Origin of the sequence: Methanothermobacter sp. (assembly GCA_030055615.1) — an archaeon.
In the GTDB taxonomy this organism is placed as follows: Archaea; Methanobacteriota; Methanobacteria; order Methanobacteriales; family DSM-23052; genus Methanothermobacter_A.
In genome coordinates, this window is record JASFYN010000002.1 from 120,908 (window position 1) to 132,500 (window position 11,593).

An 11,593-nucleotide genomic window follows, 5' to 3' on the forward strand; every position below is an offset into this window, starting at 1 on the left:
TGTGGGGGGATTCTAGAATTGGAAAATCTTTGGAAAACTTCAATGTGGGGGGGAATAGTGTTAGGTGATTTTGAGACTATTTATTATGAACGCAAGGTTCCTTTTTTCCTTTTCAAACTTTTCGATTTTACAAGTGAATACCAATTGATAATATTTTTCTCCTGGTATCTTTTCGATGAAGATAACCACATATTTATATTTACCACTATGTGATGTGGAGATTATTTGATATGCTCTCATCCCATTTATTGTCAAAGAACCTTCTGAAGCTATCTTAGAACCTTCATGAATTATCATTAATCCTGTGTTTGGCTTATAATATGATGTCTTCCCACTTCTAGCGCTCTTGTAGAAATTCACAATTTCTTCTAGCGAACCTGCCGAGCCAACATCCAATATATCGAAACGAGTTTTTTTATCATGTGTATCTCGCACGCTGAACATTGAATAATTTAACATTTCTCCTAGTTCCTCTGAGACATTTGTGACATTAATTTCACCCCAACCAGCTGGATAGGTGAGTGAAGGCGCTTCTTCCCAATCATGAGGGTAAACAAAGGAAATATTATCTTTAGAGAAGGTTTTAGGTTTATTGTCCTCTGGAGATTTAAAGAATAGTACAAGAAAAATTATAATTAAACCAGCAACTATTAATAGTAGATGTTTACGTGACATTTATTTCCCCTAATTCATACTTTGATGGGGGATCATTTATGTATTTTTAGGATGATGGTAATAAACCCGCTTATTGCTTGTTTCGAGAATTGAGACAGTAAAATCTGGGGAGTTGGACTATGAAAGGATTATGATTGTATTTTCCTTAAAGCTTGATTAGCAGCCTTTTTAAATTCTTTATCCCCCTTTCTTCTCGCCTTTTTTATGGGTTCTATCGCCCGCTTATCTTTTAAGTCTCCGAGGGATCTTACAGCCGCAAGTTTCACGCCCCAATCTTCATCTTCTAGGGCTTCTATAAGGGGTCCCACAGCCCTTTTATCGCCTAATTCCCCAAGAGCCCTTGCGGCGAACTTCCTAACACCCCAATCCTTATCCTCAAGTGCTTTGATAAAATGGTCTGTAACTTTAGGATTACCTATCTTTTTAAGTGCATATACTATATACCTTCTTATAGGCCCTTTCTTCTCATCTAGTAATTTAATTAGCTTATCAAGGGATATTTCACCAAGTTCGGCTAACTTTTCGGCTGCTGCAAATCTTACAGGATGACTTTCGTCTTCTAGAAAATTGATAAGAATATTAACTGATTTTGGTTTGTGTGGAAGATTTTTGATCATATTGATTTTATCATGTTTTTCATTAACCATTGAGATCCTCCTATTATAATTTGATCCCATAAAAAGAGGTTAAATTATTATCATAATTGGTTATATAAATTTTTTCATGTAGAATACAACAAAATATGTCCGCTTTTTTTGTGGATTACATTTTAGTGTGGATATTCATCATAGATCTTTGGGCGTCTATTTTCCAAGAGTGGTAATCTTCTCCTAATTTTTTCCACTCGTGAAAGGTCTATTTTAACATTTTTAATGGTTTCATCAGCCCCGGCCTCGTATATGACCGACCCCCAGGGATCCACTACCATTGAATGGCCATAGGCCACGTAATCTGCTCTTTTATCACGTGCAGGGGACGCTGCAACCACGAATACTTGGTTATCTATCGCCCTGGCCCTTATTAGCGTCTTCCAGTGTGCGGGGCCTGTTACCATGTTGAAGGCTCCTGGGAATATGAGTATTTTGGCTCCTTGGAGTGTCATTATCCTTGAAAGTTCTGGGAATCTTATATCATAGCATATGCCTATCCCTATTTTCACATATCCTACTTTGATTATTGTTGGGGTTCTTCCGGCTAGTAGTGTATCTGATTCTTTGAATGTTATCTTACCTGGTATGTCAATATTGAATAGGTGGATTTTCCGGTGCCTTCCTATGATATCCCCTTCTTGGTTTATGGCGAATGAAGTATTATATATGCCTTCTTCTGTTTTTTCAGGTATTGAACCTGCTATGATATTGACTTGGAGCTCTTTTGCGACACTTTTTAGCCTAGTTATTGTGGGTCCATCTTGTGTCTCGGCATATTCTTGGAATCTACTGTTATCATAGGGGCAGTTGAACATTTCAGGGAGTATTATGATCTCGGATCCTTCCTTGGCGAGTTTTCTGATCATCTTTTCTGCTTTTTTAATATTTTCCTCTTTTTTGTTCACGACTTTCATTTGGCATATTCCTAGGTCCATTTTAGATCCCCACACAGATTTAGATCTTTTTATCAGTCCCCCTGCCAAAGATGTAAAATATTACCATCTTTGGAAATGAGACACTTTTTTTGTGAAGTAAAAATATTATAGGTGATGGTTATATAACAGTAATGTGGGGATAAAATTGTACCCCTGTTTTTTTGGAGAGTAGTGACCATGGATCCTTATAATGAGATGGATAAAATAAGGGAGTCTCTGCGACGTGAAGGTTATATAGCTGATGATAATATCCTAGTTGTCATTTTCTTAGCCTTTAATTTGAAAAAGCCTATTCTAGTGGAAGGCCCTCCAGGTACTGGTAAGACCGAACTTGCTAAAAAGGTTGCCAGTGCATTTGATTTGGACTTTTTTAGGATACAATGTTATGAGGGTATAACATTTGAGCAGATTGTTGGTGAGTGGAATTATCAGAAACAGCTTTTAACGCTTGAGAAAGCTAGAATAACTGGTGTTGATGAGGATGTTTTTAAAGAGGATTTTTTCATCAAGAGGCCTTTACTTTCAGCTTTTATAAATGATAGGCCATCCCTTATACTTATAGATGAGATAGACAAGGCTGATGAGGAGGTTGAAAGTTTTCTACTCCAAGCTTTGGGCGAGAAGCAGATTACAGTTAATGATCTTGGAACATTCGAATTAGAGAATGATCTGATGGTATTTCTAACATCTAATTCGCAGAGGAACCTCCTTGATGAGACTAGGGACCGCTGTTTATACCTTTATATTGATTATCCGAGCCCAGAGAAGGAAATGGAGATAGTGAAGGCCCAGGTGCCTTCAGCACCTCCAAAGCTTATAAAAGAGGTTGTAGAGGTTGTCCATGAGATAAGAAAGTTGGATGTGATGAAAAAACCATCTATAAGGGCTACCATAGACTGGGTTAAAACATTATTAGTCCTTGGGATGGAAAGCTTAAACAGAAAAACATTTGAAGAGACCATCGGAGTGGTGTTTAAAAATAAACATGATAAAGAGAAGGCTATGGATTTAAATCTCCGCAGATGGGATAAAAGTGCATAAGATACCACCCCCACAAGAGTTGACCTTCCCCGTTATAACATCATGCCCTAATTTCCATAATTTTTTTTAAGACCTTAAATTGGGAGGATTTAATGATTATCCAATTTTTTCCAAGATCGTGCTATGAATGGGGGGGATTCTGTGTGTGTAGCAATTGCACTATTTTAAGCGATCCACTAAATCATCAAGATTTTCACTGCCTTCAAACAATTAGTCCTATAAAGGGCTTATTACTTGGAGTCATATGATGATGGCTGTTCAGTATAATATTCATTACGGTGGTGCCCCTCCCCCTTTTTTATGTGGTTAGGATCAAACATTATAATTATCGTGGGGAAGGGAGAGTAGTTGGGGGGAGTGTATTTCTATGAAGATATTGGAGCTTTCCCAAGTTCTTAGGAAAAAGGGAATACCAGTGAGTATAAGGAGTACGAAACTAGCTTATTCTGTATATGAGATTTTCAAAGGAAGTTCACATCTTAAGGATGCTCTTGCATCTGTTTATGTGAAAGATAAAAAGCAATTAGAGGTCTTTGAAGAAGCCTTCAATGAAGTCTTCCATGGAAAAGAAAAGGATGAAATAGAGGAGAGTAAATTAAAGACTAGGCAAGATTCTGGGATAGTGGTTGAAGAACCGGAAGGAATGGTCTTGGTCGAAGAGGAGATAGATTTTCAGCCTCCAATTGTGGATCTTCCTCATCTTGACCGGGATGAAAGGTCGCTCCTCGAAATGGATGTTAGCAAACTAGACTTTTTTGACACTAGAATATTTGAGTTATGCAAGAAGCTCGGTCTTAAAATCGCTAATAGAAGATCTAGAAGATTTAAAGGTTCAAGGGTTGGCCGGCCCGATATAAGGAAGAGCATTCGTAAGAACCTTAAATATGGTGGCGCGCTCATAGAACTCATCAATAAGAAACCTTCTATTAAAAAGAGTCAGCATATCTTCCTATGTGATGTTAGTGGTTCTTGTGATTGGATAAGCAACTGGTTTTTTTGCATAGTCTACGCGGCACAACACACATTCTATAATTCCCGTTTCTTCGATTTTGATAATAAGATTGTTGAAACAACAAAAGCCCTACAAGAGGATGATCTTCTAACGGCTTTCCAGAATTTGAGGGTTTCCAGGCAACAGAATATGATGTTACATGGCACATCAAACATGTACACTGCATTTAAGGAGTTCAAGGAGAATGTTGTGTTCCCACCACGCTCCTACATTATAATATTAAGTGATTGTCGTGATTGGGCCGGGCCACGTGAAGGTGGCATTCCATTGAGTGCTAGGGTTCTTGAAGAGATCTGTCAACGTTGCCGTAAAGTTCTAATATTGAATCCTGAAGATAAAAGTAAGTGGGATGTTGTTGACAGTTGCGTATCATATTATATGGATGCAGGTGCTAGTGTAAAGGAGGTTAGGAACCTCAGACAACTTGCACAGACTATCGAGAAAATATGAAATCGTCCAGGGTTACTTTATGGTCTTTTTTCAGCTCCTGTGGCGGTTCTAGGCTCTTAAATTCTAATCCTTCTGCTTCTAGCAATTCTTTGGCATCTTGTGTTATTGATGGAGCGACTAGAACACCCCTTACACCATGTTTATCGTCCTTAAAATCTTCTAAGTATCTTTTAAGTTGCCTTACAGCATTTACACCAGCCCTTCTGCTTTTCAATTCTAATACCATTAATGATCCGCTCTCGTCCTTCCCTAGTATGTCTATGAAACCATTTGATGTTTGATATTCTCTTGCTATGGGCCTGAAGCCCTTTTCGATAATATTGGGGTATTCTAGTATGAGCTGGCACATGTCTTCTTCATGGCCTGCCACTTCCAGTTCATGGATATCTTTGGCAAGGTAATAGGAGAGGGTGTGAACCTTTTCTATTTCTACTGTGAGTTTCTCTGCCGGTTTCCTCCTTATACTTTCAACTAGGATCTTCCCATCTTCTATTTTTACTTTCGCCTTTGATCCTGGTGGTTGCCAGTTAACTGGTTCGACCTTCCGATCCTGGTGTATTAGAAATGAGCCGTCAGGTTTTATTATTATCAGTCTTTCCCCAGGACCTAGTCTGCTCTTGGCACGACCATGATAGTATACTCTGCAACATGAGAATATAATGATCATGGCCCTTTTACGGAGACCCTCTTTTATTATCTTGTAGGTTTCCTTGCTTGTGGGATTTTCTAGGCTCGTAAATCTCCTATTAGTCATTCAATCACTTTATATAATGCTTAATACTTATATACTCTAAAGTTCCCCTTGAGGATAAAATGTTAAGGGAGTTTATTATAGAAGCCGAGATTGCGCCAGCATATTATGTGGATCTTCTGGAATTTATAATGCGGTATTCTGATTTCAAGGATGCTAGGATAGTATATGATAGGCTGGTTTTCACCGTGGAGTATCCTTTAGGGGTTATAAATGGTGATTTGCAAGTTGGAGAAAAGATTAAGATAAGCTTTAGTTATCCTCCCACTTTAAAGGATAAGGTGGAGGAATTGTATGATGATATTTTTTTCCTTATACAATTATTTGAGGAAGAGCTGAGGAGGAGCACATTATATTTCGCGTGGGTTGAGGGGCAGGATATAATCCCTGAGAAACCTTCATCATTAACTAGGAGAATATCTAAGGCGCTTTTTGGCAGCAACCTACTAGTTCTTTTTATTGTTTTCCTTGTTTTTAATATTTTATTGTTCATTTTATTGGGATTCTATGCTGTTATTATAATCTTGCTTATGCAGTTTTCCCTCATTCTGTTATCTGACAAGTTATATTCGATTATGGGTGAATGGCAGATAACCCCAGAGAACCCTTTTGTCCATATACTTATGTACCAGTTACCAGGTAGGGATTTAAGGTTTTTTCAGGAAGTTTTCGGGGATCTCCTAATTAATATAAAAAGGGAGATTTATGATAAGTCCTTGGCATTAGGGGAGTCGCCCACTTGCGAGCTTGGCAGGGATGTTCTAAGAAGGTATGGTTTTGATTGCACGCCTTTAAATGAAAAATCGAAGATTATCAATGTTTATGGCCTTGTTAAATCCGCCGCTTCCAAGTTCGGGATCTCCATACCCAAGATAATGATCTCTAATACCATGCTCCCTAATGCTGCTGCCATAGGCCCTAGTCCGCGTAGAGGCCTTATACTTTTAACAACAGGACTTTTAACCCGTTTGGATGATGAGGAGTTGCTTAGTGTTATAGGTCATGAGTTGGCCCATCTTATGGGTAGGGACCCTATAATACTTTTCGGTATAATAGCTGGGGAATTTATATTAAGGTTGACCGTGCTTTTACCCATTGTAGCCATGGCACCATTGTTATATGTACTTGTCATTTTTTGGCTTATATTCTTCGTGGCAAAGTTTTTCGAAGCTAGAGCGGATCTTTTATCCGCAATTGTTATTGGAAAGCCTGAAAAGCTTGCAATAGCGTTGCAGAAGATAGGGTATAAAAGATTTGAGAGGGGTGTTGATAGGATATTCTCATGGCTTTTTTGGGATCCTCATCCACCATTATATTTCAGAATAATGAGGTTAAAGAATCTTAAAATTGGAAAGGTTAAAAGTCCATTATTGGAATCTGCGAAGGATGTTATACGTGGTTTCCTAGGTTCCATCAAATCTTTTTGAGGAGTTTTTCAATATTGAGTTTATTAAGATCCCATGAATCTTTCATCCCATATCTCTTGGCTATGAATTCAACATCCTCTCTGTTTAGGATATTTTGGAATAGATCTTCTGATTTTTCCACTTCAGAGTCTATAATTTTCTCTAATTCGATTATGGCTTCCTTTAGTATTTTATCAGATTCTGGGTTTTTGAGGAGTCTTTTAATATAATCTGATTTTGTGGGTGGGCTGTAGTCAAAGAATCCCTCTAAATGTTTCTGGTGAGAAATGAACTTGTATAGGATGATCAATTTATCTTGCAATTCCTTGGCTTTATCTCTACTTAACATTTTAGGACTCTACCCCTCTAACATAGTTTTTATTATTTTTTTCTTACATATGGATAAATATGATTAGGGGGTGGTATTATTGTATCTTTTGGAACTTGATCGTACAATGTGTGTTTCTTGTGGTACTTGTGTTGATATTTGTCCTGAAGTTTTTGAATTTGCCGATGATGGGCTATCGTCGATAAAAGGTGTTGAACTCTTGGACTTGCAGAAATTAGAAATGGATGATCCATTATGCACTAAAAACGCCATGGAGAATTGTCCAAGTGGGGCTATAAATGTTTATAGTGATTAGGATGATCAGGCCTTTATATTTCACTTTGCCAGAGTTCACTTTTGAATCTGGTGAAACACTAAAAAACCTTAAAGTAGAATATACTTGTATAGGGGAGCCTAAGGTTGACCCTGATGGTTTTATCATTAATGGTCTACTCCACATCCATGGATGGGGTGGGGATTATTTATCAGTAAAAAGACTACTACCCTTGATAGGGGAGGGCAAACCCTTAGAGGGATTCTTTATAATAGCTCCAACATCCTTAGGATCTCCCAGGTCGAGTTCACCTTCAACAAGTGGTCTTGGGGTAGAATTCCCCCAGTATACCATTAGGGATATGGTTAATTTCCATTATGAATTTATTAGGAGAAAATTCAAGATCCAGAAACTTAAAGGTGTTATCGGCGCGTCCATGGGGGGTTTCCAAGCCCTTGAATGGGGTGTATCTTATCCAGATTTCATGGATTTCCTGATATTACTTGTTACAACATTCAAGGTTAGGGGTATTAACTATGCCATCTTTGAATATATGAACAGGCTTATAAAAGCGGATCCAGCCTATAATGATGGAAAATACAGGGAAAATCCCAGTTTAGGAACTTGCCTCGCTTCAATGTTTATGTACTTTTATGGATTTTCTAGAGAATATTATAACAGCCTAGATAATATGGAGCTTTTGGATTCAATGATAAAGGCTGGAGAAGAAGGCATGGAACTTGATGCAAATGATATCATATGGAGGAACAATGCTGCCATGAAATTCAACCTAGAAGATAAACTAGATGATATCCGAGCAGATACTCTAGTTGTGGGTATAAAACAGGATCAGTATTTCCCACCATCTATTGATACTATTCCGCTTTCAAAGATGATTAAAAATTCAAAGACTATAATTTACGATTCCATCTGCGGGCACTTTGGCGTGAACGAACTTGAAAAAATCCAAGGAGAACTTAAAAAGTTCATAGAACCCCACCTACCAGTGGATGGGTGAATATGAAGGTTAAGATTGTTGATTTCGGTTTTGATAAAAGTAAGTCCCTCAATTATATAAAATATCTTGTATTTGGGCTTGAAAGAAGCTTAATGGAAAAACTTGCACAGAAACTTGAAGAGGAAACAGAAATACAAAACGACAGATTATTGATAACAGCCTATTATGAGGATAAATATTATCCCCTCGGCTCTGAGGAGGCTAAAATTCGCTTAGAGGATTTTATAGCAAGAGAGGAGATAGAAATGACAGTATATCTTTCAAGCCTCCTCGAAGATTAATCCTTCAATGTGGGGTGTTAGTCCATGAAACTGGATGAAAGATATAATTTTGGTGATTATCTTTATGAAAGGGATTATTGGATCATATTCTTGTCACCTAATCAAGGCAATCTTGGAAGCTGTGTCGTGGTTTTGAAAAGGAGGGAGGAGTTCTTAAGTAACATAAAAGAAGATGAATGGATTGAATTACGCATTATCATAAAGGAGCTTGAAAACGCCGTTAAAAAGGCTTTTGACGCCACATTATTTAATTGGGGGTTTCTCATGAATACATTTTACCGGAAAAATAGTCCACCACCATGGCTTCACTGTCACTTCATCCCGAGATATGACCATAAAGTTGAACTCAATGGTGAAATATTTGAGGATCCCTACTTTGGCTACATGAGACCCTGGGGGCCTATTAAAATATCTGAAAGAACCCGAAAGATTATAAAAGAAAAAATACTTGAAAATATAGACATTATATGAGTTTTTCTAGTTTTTCTTTAAATTCCTTTCTGTGCCTTTTTTCTTCATCTATTATATGTTTTAGAACCCCTACAACTTCTTCATCATCTATTAACCTTATATGCTTTTCATATTCTTCTATGCCCTCTGTTTCTTTTTGTATTTGCACCTTAAGGGCTTCTTTCACGTCATCTTCCATGTATTTTATTTTTCCAATTTCCATTGAAGGTCTACCACCCCTTTTCGTTATTAGGTCAGCAAGCCACCACATATGTCTCATTTCATCCGCCGCAACACCCTCTGTCAACCTACTTATCTCACAGTCATTTATTACAAAAGCGTTATAAGTGTAAAGCATTGTAGCTTCAAGTTCCCCTTTAAAGTCAATGTTTAAAAGTTTTATTATTTCATGATTATCCATTGAAATCCCCCCACAATTGATGATAAAATATTATCCCTATTATAATATTAAGTTAATAGGGGGATGCAAAATAATTGATAATATAGGGGATGGTGATTTATTATGGTTTCTAAAGTTTATTTTGCAGATCTAAGGGCTAGATCGGCTGATGAGAATAAAGGAAGTAAAATAAAGAGACTTTTTGATAAAGTATATGATGGAATGTTCTTAGAGGATGATTTAGTAGCTGTTAAGGTTCATTTTGGCGAAAGGGGGAATGATTCTTTTGTAACTCCAATACTTTTAAGGTATATTGTTGACAAAGTTAAAGAAAGCACCAAAAATGTTTTCTTAACAGATACCAATACCTTATATCATGGTTCAAGGCACGATTCAGTTGAGCATCTCGTTACTGCAATACTCAATGGTTTTGATTATGCTGTTGTTGGGGCCCCACTTATAATCGCAGATGGACTCCAAAGCAAAAATGAAAGAATTGTAAAAGTGGGCCAGAAACATTTCGATACTGTGAAAATAGCTGGAGACATTTATGAAGCTTCTGGGATGGTTGTAGTGTCACATTTTAAAGGTCATGGAATAAGTGGTTTTGGCGGTGCTCTTAAAAATCTTGCAATGGGTTGCGCGACCATAGAGGGGAAACTAGAACAGCACGAGTGCGCAAAACCTATAATGGAAGGTGATTGTGATCTTTGTGGCATCTGTGTGGAGAAGTGCCCTGTTGGGGCTCTCAAACTAGCCGAAGATGGTGTGGAGATGGACTATGAGGAATGTATAGCTTGTATGAATTGTATGGACACATGTCCAAACGAGGTTTATGACCTCAATTGGGAGGAAGACGTGCCAATATTCATTGAGAGGATGATGGAGTATTCCCTGGGCGCTGTTAAAGGTAAAGAGACCAAAATTTTATATTTTAATTTCCTTATGAATATAACGCCTGATTGTGATTGCGTGGCTTGGAGTGATTATCCAATCGTACCAGATATAGGGATTTTAGCATCTAAGGATCCTGTTGCAATAGATGCCGCAAGTTATGATCTTGTAAACAAACAGATGGGCCTTAAGAATTCCATGCTAGAAAAGAATTTTGAGGAAGGTGCCGATAAGTTCAGAGGAGTGTGGAGTGAGGTTGATGCAAGATACCAGCTAGTATATGCCGAAAAGATTGGTCTCGGATCCATGGACTATCATCTTATAAAAGTATGATTCTATGATGATACCTCTAACATCCTTTCCACGGCCTTTCTAGCCCTTTTCGCTATCTTATCTGGGACTTTGACCACGTATTCTTCTTTTAGAAGTGTTTTTTTCACCTTGGGGAGTGTGTGTAATTTCATAGGCTCGCAGATAGCCTCCTTGCATAAGGGTATGAGATTTTTGTCCGGAAATTCCATTTTGATCCTTGTGGTCATATCTACTTCCGTCCCTATTATGAAGTCTCGATTTGGGGATTCCCCAACTCTCCTCAGCATCCCACCAGTACTTAGTATCCTATCTGCTAGTTTTTGGACTTCTGGGTCGCACTCTGGGTGTATTAACACTTCTGCATTTGGGTATTCTTTTTTTAATTTTTTGACCTGCTCTACTGTGAACATTTTGTGGACGTAGCAGTGGCCATCTTCTGGCACTGGTACGATCTCTTTGTCGGTATGTTGTGAAACATACCATGCTAGATTCTTGTCAGGTCCGAATAATATTTTGTCCTCTTTTAGGCTTTCGATCACTTGCACTGCATTTGCTGAAGTGCATAGTATGTCTGCTTCAGCTTTTGCCTCGGCTAGGGTGTTAACATATAATACTACCGCGGCATCTGGATGCTCCTTTTTGGCCTTTTTCAATTCTTTCAAGGTGAGCATGTGGGCCATGGGACATTCTGCCTCTTTATCAGGGATTAATATTTT

General features: G+C 38.0%; 15 protein-coding genes (1 of these 15 only partly in view). 8 read left to right on the forward strand and 7 right to left on the reverse strand.

What is annotated here, in order from left to right; genetic code table 11:
• Positions 1-60: 60 nt before the first annotated feature.
• The 3 genes from QFX38_03850 to QFX38_03860 form a co-directional block, all read right to left on the reverse strand.
• Positions 61-675, reverse strand: coding sequence for a hypothetical protein (locus QFX38_03850; protein ID MDI9624002.1), 615 nt, complete (start codon positions 673-675; stop codon positions 61-63).
• Positions 676-803: 128 nt separating this feature from the next.
• The gene (locus tag QFX38_03855; protein MDI9624003.1) at positions 804-1,322 is read right to left on the reverse strand and encodes a HEAT repeat domain-containing protein; all 519 of its coding nucleotides are present in this window, start codon (positions 1,320-1,322) and stop codon (positions 804-806) included.
• Positions 1,323-1,444: 122 nt separating this feature from the next.
• A complete protein-coding gene (locus QFX38_03860) occupies positions 1,445-2,260 on the reverse strand; it encodes a carbon-nitrogen hydrolase family protein (protein ID MDI9624004.1) in 816 nt (271 codons plus the stop codon).
• A gap of 171 nt (positions 2,261-2,431) precedes the next feature.
• Here QFX38_03860 and QFX38_03865 point away from each other — a divergent pair, with 171 nt between their 5' ends.
• Positions 2,432-3,301 carry a MoxR family ATPase gene (locus QFX38_03865; GenBank protein ID MDI9624005.1) on the forward strand — a complete coding sequence of 290 codons (870 nt, stop codon included), beginning with the start codon at positions 2,432-2,434 and terminating at the stop codon, positions 3,299-3,301.
• Positions 3,302-3,668: 367 nt separating this feature from the next.
• A complete protein-coding gene (locus tag QFX38_03870; protein MDI9624006.1) occupies positions 3,669-4,763 on the forward strand; it encodes a VWA domain-containing protein in 1,095 nt (364 codons plus the stop codon).
• On the opposite strand, the gene nucS is transcribed toward QFX38_03870, so the two are convergent.
• Complete coding sequence (gene nucS / locus QFX38_03875) at positions 4,747-5,517, reverse strand: endonuclease NucS (GenBank protein ID MDI9624007.1); 771 nt, start codon at positions 5,515-5,517, stop codon at positions 4,747-4,749. The two genes, QFX38_03870 and nucS, sit on opposite strands and share 17 nt — an antisense overlap.
• A 59-nt stretch (positions 5,518-5,576) precedes the next feature.
• Here nucS and QFX38_03880 point away from each other — a divergent pair, with 59 nt between their 5' ends.
• Positions 5,577-6,941, forward strand: coding sequence for a M56 family metallopeptidase (locus QFX38_03880; protein MDI9624008.1), 1,365 nt, complete (start codon positions 5,577-5,579; stop codon positions 6,939-6,941).
• Here the strand turns inward: QFX38_03880 and QFX38_03885 are convergent.
• Positions 6,928-7,269: a hypothetical protein gene (locus QFX38_03885; GenBank protein MDI9624009.1), complete on the reverse strand. Its 342-nt coding sequence runs from the start codon at positions 7,267-7,269 to the stop codon at positions 6,928-6,930. The genes QFX38_03880 and QFX38_03885 overlap by 14 nt on opposite strands.
• A gap of 79 nt (positions 7,270-7,348) precedes the next feature.
• Between QFX38_03885 and QFX38_03890 the strand changes: the two genes are divergently transcribed.
• Genes QFX38_03890 through QFX38_03905 form a run of 4 tightly spaced genes read left to right on the forward strand, consistent with a single transcriptional unit; the run spans position 7,349 to position 9,292 of the window.
• The gene (locus tag QFX38_03890) at positions 7,349-7,564 is read left to right on the forward strand and encodes a ferredoxin (protein MDI9624010.1); all 216 of its coding nucleotides are present in this window, start codon (positions 7,349-7,351) and stop codon (positions 7,562-7,564) included.
• Entirely contained in the window at positions 7,548-8,540 is a 993-nt protein-coding gene (locus QFX38_03895; protein MDI9624011.1) for an alpha/beta fold hydrolase, read from the forward strand. The genes QFX38_03890 and QFX38_03895 overlap by 17 nt, the downstream gene beginning before the upstream one ends.
• 2 nt (positions 8,541-8,542) lie before the next feature.
• On the forward strand, positions 8,543-8,821 hold the full coding sequence (locus QFX38_03900; GenBank protein MDI9624012.1) for a hypothetical protein: 279 nt from the start codon (positions 8,543-8,545) through the stop codon (positions 8,819-8,821).
• Positions 8,822-8,845: 24 nt separating this feature from the next.
• Positions 8,846-9,292 carry an HIT family protein gene (locus tag QFX38_03905; protein MDI9624013.1) on the forward strand — a complete coding sequence of 149 codons (447 nt, stop codon included), beginning with the start codon at positions 8,846-8,848 and terminating at the stop codon, positions 9,290-9,292.
• On the opposite strand, the gene QFX38_03910 is transcribed toward QFX38_03905, so the two are convergent.
• Positions 9,285-9,692, reverse strand: coding sequence for a ferritin-like domain-containing protein (locus QFX38_03910; GenBank protein ID MDI9624014.1), 408 nt, complete (start codon positions 9,690-9,692; stop codon positions 9,285-9,287). The genes QFX38_03905 and QFX38_03910 overlap by 8 nt on opposite strands.
• 102 nt (positions 9,693-9,794) lie before the next feature.
• Between QFX38_03910 and QFX38_03915 the strand changes: the two genes are divergently transcribed.
• Positions 9,795-10,898, forward strand: a complete 1,104-nt coding sequence (locus QFX38_03915; GenBank protein MDI9624015.1) for a DUF362 domain-containing protein — start codon at positions 9,795-9,797, stop codon at positions 10,896-10,898.
• Between the two features lie 2 nt (positions 10,899-10,900).
• Here QFX38_03915 and nadA read toward each other — a convergent pair whose 3' ends face one another.
• Positions 10,901-11,593, reverse strand: partial view of a quinolinate synthase gene (gene nadA / locus QFX38_03920; protein ID MDI9624016.1) — the 3' portion only. It continues 219 nt past the right edge of the window; 693 of the gene's 912 nt are visible here — the last part of the coding sequence; its start codon lies off the right edge, out of view — the gene reads right to left on this strand; the stop codon is at positions 10,901-10,903.